14 protein-coding genes are annotated in these 17584 nt (G+C 74.8%); 8 read left to right on the forward strand and 6 right to left on the reverse strand.

All coding sequences use genetic code 11. The features are described 5' to 3' along the window. The first annotated feature begins 8 nt into the window (after positions 1 to 8). Positions 9 to 2102: a RecQ family ATP-dependent DNA helicase gene (locus QWU11_RS42730; RefSeq protein ID WP_290120307.1), complete on the forward strand. Its 2094-nt coding sequence runs from the start codon at positions 9 to 11 to the stop codon at positions 2100 to 2102. A 211-nt stretch (positions 2103 to 2313) separates the two neighbouring features. Continuing rightward, positions 2314 to 3390 (forward strand): GvpL/GvpF family gas vesicle protein, encoded by a 1077-nt coding sequence (locus tag QWU11_RS42735; protein ID WP_290120308.1) that lies wholly within the window; start codon positions 2314 to 2316, stop codon positions 3388 to 3390. A 4-nt stretch (positions 3391 to 3394) separates the two neighbouring features. On the opposite strand, the gene QWU11_RS42740 is transcribed toward QWU11_RS42735, so the two are convergent. Beyond that, positions 3395 to 4288, reverse strand: coding sequence for a sugar kinase (locus QWU11_RS42740; RefSeq protein ID WP_290120309.1), 894 nt, complete (start codon positions 4286 to 4288; stop codon positions 3395 to 3397). 143 nt (positions 4289 to 4431) lie between these two features. Here QWU11_RS42740 and QWU11_RS42745 point away from each other — a divergent pair, with 143 nt between their 5' ends. The 4 genes from QWU11_RS42745 (at position 4432) to QWU11_RS42760 (ending at position 9690) form a co-directional block, all read left to right on the forward strand. Continuing rightward, on the forward strand, positions 4432 to 6840 hold the full coding sequence (locus QWU11_RS42745) for a GNAT family N-acetyltransferase (protein ID WP_290120310.1): 2409 nt from the start codon (positions 4432 to 4434) through the stop codon (positions 6838 to 6840). Positions 6841 to 7118: 278 nt separating this feature from the next. After that, complete coding sequence (locus tag QWU11_RS42750) at positions 7119 to 7709, forward strand: DUF5998 family protein (protein ID WP_290120311.1); 591 nt, start codon at positions 7119 to 7121, stop codon at positions 7707 to 7709. Beyond that, positions 7706 to 8815 (forward strand): nucleotide pyrophosphatase/phosphodiesterase family protein, encoded by a 1110-nt coding sequence (locus QWU11_RS42755; RefSeq protein ID WP_290120312.1) that lies wholly within the window; start codon positions 7706 to 7708, stop codon positions 8813 to 8815. Before QWU11_RS42750 ends, QWU11_RS42755 begins: the two co-directional genes overlap by 4 nt. Before the next feature lie 53 nt (positions 8816 to 8868). Next, positions 8869 to 9690 carry a sulfurtransferase gene (locus tag QWU11_RS42760; protein ID WP_290120313.1) on the forward strand — a complete coding sequence of 274 codons (822 nt, stop codon included), beginning with the start codon at positions 8869 to 8871 and terminating at the stop codon, positions 9688 to 9690. Here QWU11_RS42760 and QWU11_RS42765 read toward each other — a convergent pair. Genes QWU11_RS42765 through QWU11_RS42785 form a run of 5 tightly spaced genes read right to left on the reverse strand, consistent with a single transcriptional unit; the run spans position 9687 to position 14723 of the window. Next, on the reverse strand, positions 9687 to 10064 hold the full coding sequence (locus QWU11_RS42765; RefSeq protein WP_290120314.1) for a DUF2203 domain-containing protein: 378 nt from the start codon (positions 10062 to 10064) through the stop codon (positions 9687 to 9689). The two genes, QWU11_RS42760 and QWU11_RS42765, sit on opposite strands and share 4 nt — an antisense overlap. A 31-nt stretch (positions 10065 to 10095) precedes the next feature. Further along, positions 10096 to 12576 carry a CHAT domain-containing protein gene (locus QWU11_RS42770; RefSeq protein WP_290120315.1) on the reverse strand — a complete coding sequence of 827 codons (2481 nt, stop codon included), beginning with the start codon at positions 12574 to 12576 and terminating at the stop codon, positions 10096 to 10098. Then, positions 12569 to 12985, reverse strand: coding sequence for a carboxypeptidase-like regulatory domain-containing protein (locus QWU11_RS42775; RefSeq protein WP_290120316.1), 417 nt, complete (start codon positions 12983 to 12985; stop codon positions 12569 to 12571). Before QWU11_RS42775 ends, QWU11_RS42770 begins: the two co-directional genes overlap by 8 nt. Further along, a complete protein-coding gene (locus QWU11_RS42780) occupies positions 12982 to 13515 on the reverse strand; it encodes a sigma-70 family RNA polymerase sigma factor (RefSeq protein WP_290120317.1) in 534 nt (177 codons plus the stop codon). The genes QWU11_RS42775 and QWU11_RS42780 overlap by 4 nt, the downstream gene beginning before the upstream one ends. A 32-nt stretch (positions 13516 to 13547) precedes the next feature. After that, on the reverse strand, positions 13548 to 14723 hold the full coding sequence (locus QWU11_RS42785) for a S8/S53 family peptidase (protein ID WP_290120318.1): 1176 nt from the start codon (positions 14721 to 14723) through the stop codon (positions 13548 to 13550). 497 nt (positions 14724 to 15220) lie between these two features. Between QWU11_RS42785 and lnt the strand changes: the two genes are divergently transcribed. Further along, positions 15221 to 16738: an apolipoprotein N-acyltransferase gene (gene lnt / locus QWU11_RS42790; protein ID WP_290120319.1), complete on the forward strand. Its 1518-nt coding sequence runs from the start codon at positions 15221 to 15223 to the stop codon at positions 16736 to 16738. A 144-nt stretch (positions 16739 to 16882) separates the two neighbouring features. Next, on the forward strand, positions 16883 to 17377 hold the full coding sequence (locus QWU11_RS42795) for a DUF3145 domain-containing protein (RefSeq protein ID WP_290120320.1): 495 nt from the start codon (positions 16883 to 16885) through the stop codon (positions 17375 to 17377). Positions 17378 to 17584: the final 207 nt, after the last annotated feature.

Genomic DNA, 17584 nt, shown 5'->3' on the forward strand with positions numbered 1-17584 from the left:
AAGGACTCATGGTCGATGAGGCGGAAACCGCACTGAGGCAGCGCGCAGAGGCGTGCCTGCGAGAGCTCGCGGGCGAGAACGCCCGGCTGCGCGAGGACCAGTGGACCGCGATCCACGCCCTGGTCGTCGAGCGACGCCGGGCTCTCGTCGTGCAGCGCACCGGCTGGGGCAAGTCCGCGGTCTACTTCGTCGCGACCGCCCTCCTGCGCGAGCGGGGCGCCGGCCCGACGGTGATCGTCAGCCCGCTGCTCGCCCTCATGCGCAACCAGATCGCCGCCGCCGAGCGCGCCGGCATCCAGGCCGCGACGATCAACTCCGCCAACACCGACGACTGGGAGCAGGTCTTCGCCGACGTGCAGGAGGGCGCCGTCGACGTCCTCCTCGTCAGCCCCGAGCGCCTCAACAACCCCGACTTCCGCGACCAGGTCCTGCCCAAGCTCGCGGCGGGCGCCGGCCTGGTCGTCGTGGACGAGGCGCACTGCATCTCCGACTGGGGCCACGACTTCCGGCCCGACTACCGCCGGCTGCGTACGCTCTTCGCCGAGCTGCCGCCCGGCGTTCCGGTGCTCGCCACCACCGCGACCGCCAACGCCCGCGTCACGCGCGACGTCGCCGACCAGCTGAGCAGCGGCGACGAGACCCTGGTGCTCCGCGGCCCGCTCGACCGCGAGAGCCTGCGGCTGTCCGTCGTGGCTCTGCGGGGCGCCGAACAGCGGCTGGCCTGGCTCGCCGAGCAGCTCGCCGAACTCCCCGGGTCCGGCATCATCTACACGCTCACCGTCGCCGCCGCGCACGAGATCGCGGCCTTCCTGCGCGACCGGGGCTACGTCGTCGCCGCCTACACGGGCCAGACCGAGCAGGCCGAGCGCCTCCAGGCCGAACAGGACCTGCTCGACAACAAGGTGAAGGCCCTGGTCGCGACCAGCGCCCTCGGCATGGGCTTCGACAAACCGGACCTCGGTTTCATCGTGCACGTCGGCGCACCGCAGTCGCCGGTGGCGTACTACCAGCAGATCGGCCGTGCCGGGCGTGGCGTCGAGCGGGCCGAGGTGATCCTGCTGCCGGGCGCCGAGGACCGCGACATCTGGGCCTACTTCGCCGGCCTGGCCTTCCCCGCCGAGCAGGTCGTACGCCTGGCGCTGCGCGTGCTGGAAGAGGAGGGCACGCTGTCCACCGCGGCCCTGGAGAGCCGCGTCGACCTGGGGCGCAGCCGCCTGGAGATGATGCTGAAGGTCCTCGACGTGGACGGCGCGGCCCGGCGCGTACGCGGCGGCTGGACCGCGACCGGCCGCGAGTGGGTCTATGACCGCGAACGCTACGAGCGGGTGGCGGCCGAGCGGTCGCGCGAGCAGCGGGCCATGCTCGACTACGAGGCGGCCGGCACCTGCCGCATGGAGTTCCTGCGCCGCCAGCTCGACGACCCCGAGGCGACCGCCTGCGGCCGGTGCGACAACTGCACCGGCCGGCACCGCTCGCCCGAGGTCTCCGACGCCGGCGCGGCCCAGGCGCGCGACCGCCTGCAGCGGCCCGGCGTCGAGGTGACGGCTCGCAGGATGTGGCCCACCGGCATGAAGGCCGAGGGCATCTCAGGCCGGATCCCGGCCTCTCTCCAGGCCGAGCCGGGCCGGGCGCTCGGGCGCCTCACCGACCTGGGGTGGGGCAACCGCCTGCGCCGCATCGTGGCCGACGACGCCCCGGACGCGCCGGTGTCCCCCGAGGCCTTCGACGCCGTCGTCGAGGTCCTGACCGCCTGGGACTGGGCGGAGCGCCCCGTCGGAGTGATCGCCATGCCCTCCACGACCCGGCCGGGCATGATCGCCGACCTGGCGCGCCGCGTCGCCACGATCGGCCGGCTGCCCTACCTCGGCGAGATGACCTATACCGGCGAGGGCCCCGGGCCGCGCCGTCACAACAGCGCCCAGCGGGTCCGTACGCTCTGGAGCGCCATGGCCGTCCCGGAGACGGTGGCCGGACTCACGGGTCCGGTTCTGCTCGTGGACGACCGGGTCGACACCGGCTGGACGATCACCATCGCGGCCAAGCTCCTCCGTGAGGCCGGCGCTCCCGCCGTCCTGCCCCTCGTCCTCGCCGTCACGTCCTAGGCGAGGATCGTGAGGAATCGGCGGAGACCAGGCCGACGCGGCGGTTCCAGCCCTCCATGAGGGTCCTCTCTGTCCAGGGGATTCGCGAAACGCAAATCGCCCGTCCTCCCCGATATAACCGCAGGTAGGTTTGGTTCATGACCACCCGCGATCGGCCATGTCCGCCGTCATCGGCACGGCGGCGATCGGTTGCGCGGGAGCGGGGGAGGGCATGAGACACAGAGGTTCGGCCGGTGTGCTCGGGACGCGTCTGCTGGGGCTGACCCAGCGGCTCCGCCCCGTCGCCGCGCCGTGCCCGCTACCGGCACCGGCGGCGCTCAGAGAGGCGGTGCGGGCGATGGCCCCGATCCTCGCCGAGGGGGGACGGAGATCCGTGATCGCCGAGATCTCCGCGGCGCCGCCCGCCGCCGTGCCGCAGGGTGGAGCGGAGGAGACGGTCCTGGACGACCGGCACGAGACCGCCGGCGCGCCGTACCCCGCTCCGGAGGGAGTGCGACCCGTGACGACACGGCAGGAGGCCGGAGTCCAGAGTCCGGACGCGCGTGTCTGTTACGTCTACGGAATCGTCCCGGCCGGCACCGACCTGCCGGAAGGGCTGCTGGGTACGGGCGGGGGCAGGGTCCGCCTGGTCCGCCACGGGGCCCTGGCCGCGGTGATCAGCGAGATCCCGCCCGCCGGCGCCCTGGGCAGCCGCGAGGACCTCCTCGCGCACGAGAGCGTCGTGGCGGCGCTGTCGGCCCGTACGACCATGCTTCCGCTGAGGTTCAGCGCCGTCGTGACCACCGCCGACGCCGTGGCCGCCGACATGCTCGCGCCCTACTACGACTGGTTCACCGGCATTCTCGCCGATCTCAAGGGCCGTTCGGAGTTCAGCGTCTCCGGCACGTACGTCCAGGACACCGTCCTCCGTGAGGTGCTCGCCGAGGAGCCGGAGGTCATGCGCCTGCGCGAGAGCCTGCGCGGGCTTCCGGAGGAGACCGGCTACTACGAGCGGGTCCGGCTGGGCGAGCTGATCGTCCACGCCCTGGACGCCAAGCGCGAGGTGGACACCGAGGACCTGGTGCAGTCGCTCTCACGGCACGCGGTCGCGGTCGCCCCGCGCCCGCCGGTCAACGAGGACACCGCGGCCGACGCGGCCTTCCTCGTCTCCGACGAGGACCGGGCCGACTTCCAGCGCGCCGTCGACGAGCTGGGCTACCGCTGGGCCGGCCGTATCCGCCTGCACGTCCTCGGCCCGCTCGCACCGTATGACTTCGTCCCGTCGCCCCCGGGAGGCCCCTGGGGCTGAGGCCCTACAGGATCGGGCGGGCGCCCAGGTGTCCGATGGCCCGGGTGGCGAGGCGGCAGCCGGCGGCGAGGGCCTCGGCGGGCGGCTTTCCGTCCAGCCACGCGGGCAGGAAGCCCGCGGCGAAGGCGTCGCCGCCTCCCGTGCCGTCGATGACCTCCTCGACCGGCTCCGCAGGCACGTGTACGGGCTCGGGGCGGCCGTTGGAGTACCAGAGCGCGCCGTCGCCGGACATCTTCACCACGACCTGCTGGTACCACGCCGTCAGGACCTTGGCGGCCTGCTCGGGGGCGTCCCGGCCGGTCAGCGCCTCGGCCTGGGCGGCGTTGACGATCAGGAGCCGGATGCCCTGGGTCCAGTCGAGGAACGGCTCGGCGCCGGCCCGCTTGAGCAGGGAGTTGGCGCCGCCGTCGACGGTGACCGACATCTGGGCGTTCTGCGCGAGCTTCATCGCGTGCAGGGCCGCCTGCCGGGAACCGTCGTTGAGCAGGGAGTAGCCCGAGACGTGCAGGTGCGCGCCGGGCGCGAAGAGGTCCTGCGGGATGTCCTCGGGGAGCAGCGCGGCGTTGGCCCCGGGGTCGGACAGCATCGTACGGTCGCCCTTGTGCGTGACCATCACCACACAGGTGCCGGTGGCGCGTTCGGGGTCCATCACGAGCCGGGCGTCCACGCCGTAGCCCATGAGCTCCATGTCACGGTTGCGGCCCGCGATGTCGGCGCCGCGGCGCCCGACGAAGGCGGACTCGACGCCCTCCACGGCCAGCCAGGACGCGACATTGGCGCCGGAACCGCCGCCGTGCATCGTCACCTTGGCCGGCGTGTCGCCGCCTTTCGCCAGCGGGTATGCGGCCCGCGCGACGGCATCGGTCATCAGGTCACCGACCACGACCACGCGCGTCATGTCGTCACCACCCTGTTCTGCAGTTGCCGCCCATGGCGGGGCGAGCGGACCTGCGCGACCCGAAGCAAAAACCTAACAGCTCTCAGTACCCCGGTGGGTATCGAACGAGACGCGATTTCAGCTTCTGGGACTACTCTCGACCTGTGCCGTATCCCGACCACTGGGAGGCCGACGTCGTCCTCGCTGATGGGGGAACTGCGCATCTTCGCCCCATCCGGGCTGATGACGCCGGGCTGCTCCGCGAGTTCTATGCCAGGTTGTCGCCTGAATCGATCTACTACCGGTTTTTCTCACCTCGCCCCCGGCTGACCGACCGCGAGGTCGAACACTTCACGACCGTCGACTACGACGATCGGGTGGCGCTCATCGCCACGATCGGCCCCGCGATGGTGGCCGTCGTCCGCTACGACCGCCTCCACGACACCGAGGACCGGTCCGACACGGCCGAGGTCGCCTTCCTCGTCGAGGACGCCCACCAGGGCCGCGGCGTGGCGAGCGTGCTGCTGGAGCACATCGCAGCCGCCGCGCGCGAGCGGGGCATCGCCCGGTTCGTCGCGGACGTGCTGCCCGAGAACCGCCGCATGAGCAAGGTGTTCCGCGACGCGGGGTACAAGGCCGAGCAGCGGTTCGAGGACGGCGTCCTGATGCTGACCCTCGACCTGGCGCCCACGGAGACCTCCCGTGAGGTGATGGCCGCCCGCGAGCACCGGGCGGAGTCCCGCTCGATCGGCCGGCTCCTGGCGCCGAGGTCGGTCGCGGTGATCGGGGCGAGCCGCCAGGAGCACAGCGTCGGCCAGACCGTGCTGCGCAACCTGCTCGGCGGAGGCTTCACCGGGCCCGTCTACCCCGTGCACCCCACCGCCGAAGCCGTCTCCAGCGTCCGCGCCTACCCGGCCATCACCGACGTGCCCGGCGACGTCGACCTGGCCGTCGTCGCCGTCCCCGCGGGGAGCGTGAACGACGTCGTGGCGCAGTGCGCGGCCAAGGGCGTCCGCGGCCTCGTCGTGCTGTCCGCCGGCTTCGGCGAGGCCGGCGCCGAGGGCCGGGCCCGGCAGAACGAGCTCGTACGCCTGGCACGGGCGGAGGGCATGCGGGTCGTCGGCCCCAACTGCCTGGGCATCGCCAACAACGCCGCCGGCGTACGGCTGAACGCCACGCTCGCCCCGACGATGCCGCGCCGGGGGCCGGTCGGGTTCTTCTCCCAGTCCGGCGCCCTCGGCATCGCGATCCTGCGCTGGGCCGCCGAGCGCGACCTCGGGCTGTCGACGTTCGTGTCGGCGGGCAACCGGGCCGACGTGTCCGGCAACGACCTGATGCAGTACTGGGAGGAGGACCCGGCGACCTCGGTGGTGCTGCTCTATCTGGAGTCGATCGGCAACCCGCGCAAGTTCACCCGGCTGGCCCGCCGCATCAGCCGCAGCAAGCCGATCGTCGCGGTCAAGAGCGGCCGTACGACCCAGGGGGTGCCGCTGGGGCACGCCGCCCAGGCGCTCAGCCTGCCCGACCACGCGGTCAGCGCCCTGTTCGCCCAGGCCGGGCTCGTACGGGTGGACTCGCTCGAGGAGCTGTTCGACGTCGCGCAGCTCCTCGCGTACCAGCCGCTGCCCACCGGACGGCGCGTCGCGATCGTCGGCAACTCCGACTCGATCGGGCTGCTCGTCCAGGACGCCGCCACGGTCGCGGGCCTGGACCCGCTGGCGCCGGTGGACCTCGCGCCCGACGCCGGGCCCGAGGCGTTCGAGTCCGCGCTGAGGGAGACGCTCTCGGACCACGACGGCGTCGACGCGGTGATCGCGGTCTTCGCGCCGGCGGTGAGCGGCGCCGAGAGCGACGACGTCGCCGCGGCGATCGTGGCGACCGCCGCGGACGCGGCCAAGCCGGTCATCGCCACCTACCTGGGCGAACGCGGCCTGCTGCACGGCGCCGTGCCGTCCTACCCCGCGCCCGAGGACGCCGTGCGCGCCCTCGCGTACGCCGTGAGGTACGCGAGCCGGCGGCGGCGCCCGCACGGCCGGGTGCCCGATCTCCCGGGCGCCGACCGCGTACGGGCCCGCGCGCTGGCGGAGGAGCTGCTCGCCCGCGGCGAGCCCACGCCGGACGAGACCGCCGCCCTGCTGGCCTGCTACGGCATCACGGTCTCCGCCGGCGAAGGCGGCCGCGGCGTGGCCACCAAGATCACCACGGCCGAGGACCCGTCCTTCGGCGCGATCGTGTCCTTCGGCCTCGCCGACGTCGCGGCCGAACTTCTGGACGACCGCGCGTACCGGCTGGCGCCGCTGACGGACGTCGAGGCGGCCGAGATCGTACGCGCCGTGCGCACCGCGCCGCTGCTGCTCGGCCACCAGGGCGCCGAGCCGGTCGACACCGGAGCCCTGGAGGACCTGGTGCTGCGCGCGTCGCGGCTGGCCGACGACCTGCCCGAGGTGGCACGGCTCGACCTCGATCCGGTGATCGCCGGTCCGGCCGGCGCCGTCGTACGCCGCGTGCGGCTGCGGCTGGCCCGCCCGCCTGGGCGGCACGCCGAAGAGGCACGCCGGCTCAGGCCCTCCTGACCGGGATCTCCTCGGGCACCGGCGGAGGCACGGGGTCGGGGACGGGCGGGATCGGGCTCGGGGCCGGCCCGGGCATGGGCCGAGACGGGCCGGGCGGCTGCGGCGACGGTCCCGGCGGGGGCTCGGGCGGCGGCACCGGAGGCTCGGGCGTGGGTATCGGCGGCGTCGGGGTCGGGGGATCCGGCTGGGGTGGTGCCGGAGAGGCCGGTGTTGGCGTCATGACCGCATCTCTACCCGCACGTGTGCGCGTAACGCCCCGGCAGTGCAGGATGGGAGTCATGAGGGAAACCCGAGCGATGGCTCACGGGCTGCGCACGGCGATCGAGCGGAGCGGCTACTACCCCGCGCTCGTCGCGGACGCCGTGGAGTCGGTTCTGGGCACCGAGTCCGTGATCGCGTATGTCGTCCACCACGAGGCGACCTTCGATCCGGCGATGGAGGTGCGACGGCATGTCACCGTGCTCGTCCTGTCGCCGACCCGACTGCTCGTCTGTCACACCGACGAGCATCCGCCGACCGAGGCGATGCCGCATCCGCACGCGTCCACGACGACGGAGGCGGTCCGGCTGGGCCGCGTCCAGTCCGTCGCCGTGACCCGCGTCGTACCGGAGCCGGCGTCCTACGTCCCCGGCGTGCCGCCGACCGAGGTGATGGTGACGATCGGCTGGGGTGTGATCGCCCACATCGATCTCGAACCCGCCTCGTGCGGGGACGAGTCCTGTGAGGCCGACCACGGCTACACCGGCACGCTCACCGCCGACGACCTGTCCCTGCGGGTCAGCGAGGCGGCCGACGGCGCGGACGCGGTCGAACAGGCCCTGGCGTTCGCCCAGGCGCTGTCGGAGGTCATCGCACAGCGCGAACGATGAGGCTTCCCGTCCCCGAGTACGGCCGGCGGTCCCTCGCCGACGTCAGCTCGTCCGTGCTCGCCACGCTCGGCGTGCCCGGACATGACGACGTCCTGGGCCTGCCGCGGTTGCCGCGCGCCTGCCTCCTGCTGGTCGACGGCCTCGGCTGGGAGCTGCTGCGCGCACACGCCGCCGACGCGCCCTACATGTCCTCACTCGCCGCGCGCGAGCTCACCGCGGGCTTCCCGGCGACCACCGCGACCAGCCTGGGCTCGTTCGGCACCGGGCGGCCCCCCGGCGTCCACGGCATGCTGGGCTACCAGGTCGCGATCCCGGGCGAGGGACGGCTGCTCAACTGCCTGCGCTGGGCCGACGGCGTCGACCCGCGGGTGTGGCAGCCGTCGGCCACGGTGTTCGAGCAGGCGGCCGCCGCGGGCGTGGCGACGACGCACGTCTCGGCCGGGGCGTTCGTCGGCAGCGGCCTGACCCGCGCGGTCTACCGCGGTGCGCACTACGTCCCCGCCGACGCCCTCGGCCCCCTCGTCGCCGCCGCCGAGCACGCCGTACGCCAGGGCGAGCGGTCCTTCGTCACCGTCTACCACAGCGAGCTCGACGCCACCGGGCACGTCTTCGGCTCGCGGTCCCCGGCCTGGCGGCACCACCTGGCCTTCGTCGACCTGCTGGTGCGGCGGCTGGCCGAGGCGATGCCGCCCGACGCCGTCCTGTACGTCACCGCGGACCACGGCATGACCGACCCGGGCACGCGCCTCGACGTGGACGCCGAGCCGGAGCTGCGGTCCGGCGTGGCGCTGCTGGGCGGCGACCCCAGGGCCCGCCACGTGTACGCCGAGAACGGCGCGGCGGCGGACGTCCTGGCGATCTGGCGGGGCCGGCTGGAGGACCGGGCGTGGGTGATGCCGCGCGGCGAGGCGATCGAGGCGGGCCTCTTCGGGCCGGTCGCGGACACGATGGTCGAACGCATCGGCGACGTCGTCGCGGTGCCGCATGCGGACCTCGCGATCGTCGCCACCGAGGCCGAGCCGCTGGAGTCCTCGTTGGTCGGCATGCACGGCTCGCTCGTCCCGGCCGAGCTGCTCGTGCCACTGCTCACATACCTGGCGGAATGATGAACGACGCGCCGCCTCTCGCGGACGGTCCGCCGAACGGTCAGACTGGCGGTGTGCACCCTCTCATCGACGTCCTGTCCCTTGTCCGGGCGGTCCGGGGAGGCGTGGTCCTCCTCGACGTCCGCTGGCGCCTCGGCGGCCCTCCCGGCATCGAGGCGTACCGGCGCGGCCATCTGCCGGGCGCGGTCTTCGTCGACCTCGACCGCGACCTCGCCGCGCCGCCGGGGCCCGAAGGCCGTCATCCGCTCCCGGAGCGGCGGGCGTTCCAGGAGGCGATGCGGCGGGCCGGGGTCCGCAGGGACGGGCTCGTCGTGGTCTACGACGACGCCGACGCCACGGCCGCCGCCCGCGCCTGGTGGACGCTGCGCTACTTCGGGCACGAGCGGGTCCGCGTCCTGGACGGCGGCTACCACGCCTGGGTCGACGCCGGGCAGCCCGTCACGACCGAGGCGCCGGAGCCCGAGCCGGGCGACTTCACCGCGACACCGGGACGGCTCCCGCTGCTCGACGCGGACGGCGCGCTGGCGGTGGCCAAGGACGGTGTGCTGCTCGACGCCCGCGCGCCGGAGCGCTACCGCGGCGAGATGGAGCCCGTCGACCCGGTCGCGGGCCACATCCCGGGCGCGGTCAACGCGCCGACGCACGGCAACGTCGGCGTGGACGGCCGCTTCCTGCCGGCGGGCCTGCTCCGCGAGAGGTTCGCGGGCCTCGGCGCGACCGACGCCGCCGAGGTGGGCGCGTACTGCGGCTCCGGCGTCACGGCCGCCCACGAGATCCTCGCCCTGACGATCGCCGGTGTCCCGGCGGCCCTGTACGCGGGCTCGTGGTCGAACTGGATCACCGACACCAGCCGCCCGGTCGAGGCGGGCGGCTAGAGGCCCGCGGCGGGGATGCGGCGGCGGCCGGCGAAGCCGAGTTCGGTCCGGTGGTACCACCCGAGCTCCTGCTCGCCCTCCAGCAGGCACAGCAGCACCGCCTGCCGGGCGTAGTAGGCCGGGAAGTCGACCAGCACCGGCGCGAAGCCCTTCACCTCGATGCCCTGGATCAAGAACCAGCCCAGCGCCTCGTCGATGCGGGCCTCGTACCCCTTCAGCTCCGGCTTGCCGCCGAGCGGTGAGGAGATGCCCGACCGCAGCGCGAACGTCAGCTCGGTGAGGTTGGCGCGGGCGGCCACGATGTCATCGATCCGCGCCCGCACCTCGGGGATCAGCGCGCGCGCCTCGCTCAGGGTGAAGGTCCGCTCGGTCACGCTCGTACGGTACCGGTCGGTTCTGGATCGTTCATCGGGAGTAGCCGGCGCCGAAGCAGACGAAGCCCAGGGCCGCGGGGTCGCGGGGTACGGCCGCGAGGGCCTCGGCCGGGGGCAGCCCGGCGGCCAGGCGGCAGTGGAAGGCCGTCATGAGGTCGCGGGCGGCGGCGTCGCCGACCGGGGTCACGCCCGCGACGACCGTGCCGGTGCCGTACGACAGAGCGCCGGCGACCATGCCCATGACGGCCTCGCCCGCGCGTACGTCGGCGCGGCCCGCGTCGCAGGCGGACAGGATCATCAGGCGCGGCGGGCGCCGCAGGCGTTCGAGGTCGTAGGTGATCAGCGGGCCGTCGACGAGGCGGAGGCTGGAGAACAGGGCGTTCCCCGGGCGGAAGGTCCCGTGGACCGCCAGGTGGGCGGTCACGGCGCCGTCCAGGGCCGTACGGACCGCGTCCGCCGTCGCCGCCGCCCCGGTGAGGACCAGTGCCCCGGGGTGACGGGCACGTACGGCGGCGATCTCCGCCTCCGCGTGGTCCAGGCCCGGCCCGGCGACCAGGGCCACGTGCCCGGGGGAGACGGGCGCGTGCAGCGCGCGGAGCCAGCTCGCCGCCGACGGCACCACGGTCACCGGCCGCCCCGCCAGGGAGGGCAGGGCCGCCCACGGCAGGCCGTGAAGCGCTCCCGAGGGCGCCAGCACCACGGGCCGGTCGCCCAGGCGCAGCGGCCGGAGCAGCCGGGCGTCGAGACGCTCCGCCGCGAGCGCCGGCGCGGCCACGCCGCGGGCGAGCCGCGCCACGGCGAAGCGCAGCAGCCGTACGTCGTGCTCGGCCTCGGCGAACGCGCCGAGGCACACGCGGCGGCAGCGCCCGCCCGCCATGCGCACCGCGAACAGGGCGTCGCCGTCGCGGATCAGCTCGACGAACACGCGGCCGCCGAGCGAGCCGGCGAGAGTGGGCAGCAGGCAGGCCCAGCCCCGCACCGGGCCCCGGCTCCCGGTCAGGCGCCGGGTGCGGGCGCGGATCGCGTCCTCCAGGCGGGCCTGCGCCGCGAGCAGCTCGGGCCGGTCCGCGGCCTCGGCGCTGACACGGCGCAGCTCGGCGAGCAGCCCGGCCAGGCGCCGGTCGCCCGGCGGCCGGACCGAGGGCGGCCGGTCGGCGATCGCCCGCGCGCGTTCGGCGGCCACGAGCAGGGCTCGCGGGCCTCGCGCGAGCCGTACGCCGAGCTCGGAGAGTTCGGCGGACCAGCCGGCCGCCCGTCCGCGCAGCTCGGCCGCGCCGAGAGCGGCGGCGTGCTCGTCCACCGCCCGCAGCCCCGCGCGTACGGCCGCGGCGGCGCCCGCGCGGTCGCCGTCGGCCAGCCGCAGCAGCGCGCGTGCGTGCGCGGCGGCCACCCGGGCGCTCACCGTGCCGTCCGCGCGGACCCGCCCCAGCAATCGCCGCGCGTGTTCACGGTCGCCCGAGTCGAGCGCCACGAGACCGGCCAGGATGCGCGCGTCGGCCGCCGCCGAGGCCCAGCCGGCCTGCTCCAGGAGGCCGGCGGCCCGCGCGGCCTCGGCCGCCAGCGACGGCGAACGCTCGCCGTCCGCCCACCGCGCCCGCAGGCCCACCTGCCCCGCGAGCAGCGCGAACCCCGGCCGCCGCTCCCCGAACTCCTCCTGCGCCCGCCGCGCGGTCGCCGTCGCCGCGCCAGGATCGCCGTCGGCGAGCTCGGCGTGCGAGAGCAGCAGCAGGGCGTCGGCGGTGTCACAGCGGTAGCCGGCGCCGTCGAGCCGGTCGAGCGTCGACCTCAGCAGGACCCGGGCCTCCTCCGGCAGCCGCGCCGCGATCAGCGCCTCGGCCCGGTCGAGGTGAAGCTGGCAGAGCCGCTCGTCGATGCCGGCCAGCTCCGGCTCCACCTCGTCGTAGATCGCCAGGGCGCGGGGCAGGTCACCGCGCCGCAGCGCGACGACCGCCAGGTTGTGCCGGACCATCGCGGCCTGGTGCCGCAGGCCGGCCCGCTCGGCCACGGCGAGCGCGCCGCGCAGGTCGGCCTCGCCGCGCCCGAGCCGTCCGGCGTACGCCCTGGCCAGCCCGACGTTGACGGTCAGCCCGATCCGGACCTCCGGGTCGTCGCAGGCGCGGGCGATCCGGGCCACCTCGGCGATGCGCCCGCTGCGGGCGAGCGCGGCGGCGCGGTTCGCCAGCAGCCGGTCGGCGTCGGGCCCGACGAGCACCGGAGCTGCCTCGTCGGCCACCGCCAGCGCGCCCTCGAGGTCGCCGCGTGCGACGAGCAGGCCGACGAGGTTCATCTTGACCTGCGCCGCGGCGTAGGTGAGCCCGCCGGCCTCGGCGGTCCGCAGCGCCAGGTCCAGATGCTCCAGGCCCTCGCCGAGCCGGCCCAGCTCCTTGCAGGCCAGGCCGAGCGCGCGCAGCGCCGTCACACGAAGCGCGGGATCGCCCGCCGTCGCCATCGGCAGCGCCGCGTCGTAGGCGCGGCGCGGATCGGTGGCGGCGGCCGTGATCAGGTCACACACGGATCCAGCTCGTCACGACCGAGGTCGCGTCGGCGAGGCGGAAGAGCAGGCTGACCACGCCCGGCGGCACGCCGGACAGGGCGAACGAGCCCGCCTCGTCGGTACGGGTGCCGCGCTCGCCGCCGGGCGACCGCAGGACCACCTCCGCGGCCGACGGCGGCGCGAGCTGGCCGACGATCTCCCGGCCGCAGACCTCGACCTCCACGCTGATCCGGGCGCCGGAGAAGGTGAGCAGCCGCGTGCCGCCGCCGCGTACGCCGCTCGGGACGGCGACGGTCTCGGAGGTCAGCGTGGCGAGCGCCGCGGCCGGCTCGAACCAGGCGAACGCCGCTCGCCCGAGCGCCCGCGCGTGCTCGGGGACCGGGGGGAACACCTCGCGCAGCGCCTCGGCCAGCTCCTCGTCGTTCACGCCGCGCCGTTCAGTTGCCGGCGCAGATGGGTGAGGCACCGGGCGCGCGTCGGGCCGACGCTGCCGATCGGGATCTCCAGCGCGGTCGAGATCTCGGCGTAGCTGAGCCGGGGCGAGGCGACGAACAGCTCCAGCAGCCGCCGGCAGCGCGGCGGGATCGTCTCCAGCGCCGCGCCGATCGAGGCGGCGAGGTCCTGTCCGAAGACCACGTGATGCGGCCCGGTGACCGACGGCACGTGACCCGGCAGCGGCCGCTCGCGGCCCAGCCGCCGCAGCGTGGCCAGGCTCTCGTGGCGGGCCGTGACGGCCAGCCAGGTGCCCGCGCGAGCCGGGTCGCGCAGCTGGTTGAGCCGTTCGACCAGGCGCAGCCAGGTCGTCTGCATCACGTCGTCGGCGTCGGCGCCGCTCAGCCCGTAGGAGTACGCGATCGAGCACAGCAGCCGGGAGTAGCGCTCGACGAGGCCGTGCCAGGCGTCCTCGTCGCCCCGGCCCGCCCGTCGCACGAGTTCACCCGTACTTTGGTCGTTCACGGGCAGGACATTAGCGTAAAGTGACGATCCGATCACTTAAAGTCGCGGAAGACGACCCCGAGACCCGGCAGGGTGGGGTGCCGCGCGGGATCGAGGAGCCGCCGGGCGGCGACCGCCGAGGGAAGACCCTCCGACGCGGCCAGCCGCGCGATCGCGCCGGCCACCGCCGGCGCCGCGAACGACGTGCCGCTCCACTCCGCGTAGCCGGCGAACGCGTCCGGGTCGGCGCCCCGGGCCGGCGGGCGCGGCCCGTCGAACCGTACGAAGCAGCTCGTGACCCCGGTGCCCGGCGCGCACGCGTCCACCCACGGGCCGTGGTTGGAGAACTCCGCGCGCCCGGCCCCGTCCAGCGCGGCGACCGCGATCACGTGCTCCAGCGCGGCGGGCCAGAACGGCCGGTCGCTCGCCTGGTTCCCCGCACAGGCCACGACGACCGTACGGCGCCCGAGCGCGGCGACGGCGCGGGCGACGAGCGGCGAGGACCGGTCGTCATAGGTGTGGCAGCCGCACGACAGGTTGACGATCTCGGCCCGTCCCCACGAGGCGAGCCAGGCCAACGCGCCCAGCACGCCGAACTCGTCCCCGACGCCGTCGCCGCCGATCACCCGCTTGGCCCGGATCCGCGCCCCGGGCGCGTGCCGCAGGAGCACACCGGCGATGAACGTCCCGTGGCCCGCCTGGCCGTCCAGCTCGTGGTCCAGGTCGGCGTCGAGGACCTCGGCGACCTCCTCGCGCTGCTCGGCGTACCAGTCCGCCGAGGCGTACCACGGGTGCGGGTTCAGGCCGGTGTCGAGCACGGCGACCGTGACCGGCCGTCCGCCGCCGCCGGCCGGTGCCCTTACCGGCGACGCGGGCCGCGGCCGCCCGAACGGGCCGGTCCACCACATGGGCTGGCCGTGGACGAGATGGTTGGGCGCGACGGCGAGCCGGCGGTGCGGGGCACCGTCGTTCAGGAGGGCGGACAGCTCACAGACGTCGACCCGCGCCCCCGCGCGCAGCCGTACCCGGCAGCCGCCCGGCCCGTCCTCACGCGAGGCGAGCCAGCGGCGTACGCGGTCCTCCACTGCGGGAAGGTCCGGCCCGGCGACGAGGATCTGGTCCCGGCGTACGAGGGTCGGCCGCCCGCGGACCGGCTCGGCCACGACGGCGTCGGTGTGCCGGGCGAGAAGGCGCTCCAGCCGGGCCTGCTGTGCGGAGTCTCCCACCATGCGGCACCCCCCGTATCACCGAGAGTGAACGGTGATAACACAGTGTGCCTGACATGCCGCACATGGCCAAGGGGCTTCGCTCACCGCGCTCCTCCCCGGAAGGGGCGGCGGCCGGAGTGCTCAGTGATGACGTTGCCGGGGTCGCCGATCCACAGGCTTGGCGCGCCGGAGAAAGCCGGTCGGCGTGTCGCCGCCGAACCGGACGGTCACGCCTCGTCCGCCTGCACCAGGCGCTCTTCGCTCGACGGTGTCATGACACCGGGTGGGCCGGACGCGTGAGGCTTCGGGGTCGAGCTGCTCGGGGCGGCGGGGCCGGATGCGGCGCTGGTGCGGACGTAACGTCCATGGCGTTGATCACGCGCTGATCCGCATCGGCGAAGGACCACGCGGACGGACGGCCGGACAAGGCGAGACGCTCTCCATGCGGCCGGTGGCCGAGGTGCACGGCCAAGGGGGCTTCGCTTGCCGTTCGCGCCGGGGACGATCACCCTGGGGGGATGAGCGTCTCGGCGGAGTCCATCGGGTCCGATGGCGGGCCGTCGGCCGGTGAGGAACGTCCGCCCGGTCGCCGTGCCGCCGCGGTCGCGTTGCTCCGCCGGCGGCTGCCGATCCTTGTCGCCGGCGCACTGCCGGTCCTGACCTTCCCCCGTCCCGGGCTGGACTGGCTGGCCTGGGTCGCTCTCGTGCCCGGGCTGCTGCTCGCCCGGTCCGCGCCGGACGGGCGTGAAGCGGCCCGGCGCGGCTGGTGGTTCGGCGGCGGGTTCATCCTCGCCGCGCTGTACTGGCTGGTCCCCACCATCGGCCCCGGGCTGCTCCTGCTCGCCGTCGCGGCGGGCGCGCTGTGGGCGCCGTGGGGCTACGCCGCCTGGGCGCTCATGCGTCCCGGCCGGCTCCTCGCGGCCGTCGTGGTCGTGCCGAGCGTGTGGCTGGCGGCCGAGTGGGTGCGGTCCTGGCAGGCTCTGGGCGGGCCGTGGGCGCTGTACGGCGCGACGCAGTGGCGGCACCCCGCGGTGCTCGGCCTGGCCTCCGTCGGCGGCGTGTGGCTCGTGACGTTCGCGCTCGTGGCGGTCAACACCGCGCTGGCGGTCGCGGTGAGCACGCGGTCGGTGCCCGCCCTGGTGCTCGCGGCGCTCGCCGCGGCGGCCGGGCCGCTCGCATACCACCCGTGGTCCGCGCCGGCCGGCCGACCGCTCACGGTGGCCCTCGTGCAGCCGGGCGTCCTCGTCGGCACCGGCCCGAGGTTCGCGGCGGGGGAGCGGCTCACGGCCGCGCTGCCGCGCGCGGACCTGGTGGTCTGGGGAGAGAGCAGCGTGGGATTCGACCTGCGCCGGAGGCCCGACCTGGTGGCGCGGCTCGTCACCCTCGCCCGCGCGCACGGCCCGCTGCTCGTCAACGAGGACGCGCGTGACGCCCAGGGGCGGATCTCCAAGAGCGCGATCCTCGTCGGGCCGGACGGCGTCGAGGCGAGGTACGTCAAGAACCGCCTCGTGCCCTTCGGGGAGTATGTCCCGCTGCGTTCTGCCCTCGGCTGGCTCACCCACATCAGCCAGGCGGCCAAGGAGGACCGCGTGCCCGGCACGGGCGTCGTCATGATGCACACGGGCGGCGGCGTCACCTTCGGACCGCTGATCTGCTTCGAGTCGACCTTCCCCGACCTCGGCCGCGAGGTCGTGCGACGGGGCGCCCAGACGATCGTGTACGAGTCGTCGACGTCGTCGTTCCAGGGGAGCTGGGCACCGCCGCAGCACGCGGCGCTCGGCGCGGTCCGCGCGGCGGAGACCGGGCGGCCGGTCGTGCAGGCCGCCCTCACGGGGGTCTCGGCGGCGTTCGACCCGCGCGGGCGCCGGCTGGCGTGGCTGGACACGCCCCGCCGGGGGTCGGTCGTCGTGACGCTGACGCCCTCACGGGGCCGTACACCCTATGACCGATACGGCGATTTTGTACCCTGGTTCGCTGTTGTGATCACATTCACGGCGGGCCTTTGGGCCTGGCGGGAAACCCGCGTACGGCGCTGATCCTGCGGCGTCCGGCGATGCCGGGGCCCTATGCGGGCTGGTGCGAGTGGTGTGGATGAGGCACAATGACCACGCGGTCATCTGTCCGTCTGGGATGCGAGGACGTTGGGGAAGACGAACCTCGCAACGCTTCCAGGAGGTCCGGTGTCCGCACGTGGCGTTTTCTACGTCCACTCAGCGCCACCTGCGCTGTGCCCACATGTCGAGTGGGCCGCCGCAGGTGTACTCGGTGTGCCCGTCTCACTGCCGTGGAGCGATCAGCCCGCGGCTCCGGGCACCATGCGCACCGAGCTGTGCTGGGAGGGACGCCCCGGCACAGCGGCGGGCATCGTCTCGGCGCTGCGCGACTGGCGCCTGCTCCGTTTCGAGGTGACCGAGGACGCCTCGACGGGCTGCGACGGCGTCCGTTACAGCGTCACGCCCTCACTCGGTGCCTTCACGGCCGTGATCGGCGCCAACGGCGACGTCCACGTGCCCGAAGACCGCCTGCGCTCGGCGATGGCCAACGCGATGGCCGGCAAGGCGACCTTCGAGTACGAGGTCGACCGCCTGCTCGGCAAGCCGTGGGACGACGAGCTGGAGCCCTTCCGCCGCGCCGGCGACGGCGCCCCCGTCCGCTGGCTGCACGCCGCCGGCTGACCGCCCGCAAACCCGAACGCCCCGTCCAGGAGGACCTGGACGGGGCGTGCCGTACTTGTCGCGGTGTTCCGGAGAACAGCCGCTAGAGGGGGATGTTGCCGTGCGCGCCCCTGGCAGGGGTGGCCTCGGCGATGGCTTGTGCGATGGCGCGGCGGGTTTTGGCGGGGTCGATGATTTCGTCGATGACGCCGAGGTCGTGGGCGCGTT

Source organism: Actinomadura sp. DC4, assembly GCF_030406325.1.
Taxonomy (GTDB): Bacteria; Actinomycetota; Actinomycetes; order Streptosporangiales; family Streptosporangiaceae; genus Actinoallomurus.

What these genes read in the sequence shown, in the direction of transcription:
- QWU11_RS42730 (WP_290120307.1), top strand. Translation starts at nt 9, where the DNA reads ATGGTCGATGAGGCGGAAACCGCACTGAGGCAGCGCGCAGAGGCGTGC.
- QWU11_RS42735 (WP_290120308.1), top strand. Translation starts at nt 2,314, where the DNA reads ATGAGACACAGAGGTTCGGCCGGTGTGCTCGGGACGCGTCTGCTGGGG.
- QWU11_RS42740 (WP_290120309.1), bottom strand. Translation starts at nt 4,288, where the DNA reads ATGACGCGCGTGGTCGTGGTCGGTGACCTGATGACCGATGCCGTCGCG.
- QWU11_RS42750 (WP_290120311.1), top strand. Translation starts at nt 7,119, where the DNA reads ATGAGGGAAACCCGAGCGATGGCTCACGGGCTGCGCACGGCGATCGAG.
- QWU11_RS42755 (WP_290120312.1), top strand. Translation starts at nt 7,706, where the DNA reads ATGAGGCTTCCCGTCCCCGAGTACGGCCGGCGGTCCCTCGCCGACGTC.
- QWU11_RS42785 (WP_290120318.1), bottom strand. Translation starts at nt 14,723, where the DNA reads ATGGTGGGAGACTCCGCACAGCAGGCCCGGCTGGAGCGCCTTCTCGCC.
- lnt (WP_290120319.1), top strand. Translation starts at nt 15,221, where the DNA reads ATGAGCGTCTCGGCGGAGTCCATCGGGTCCGATGGCGGGCCGTCGGCC.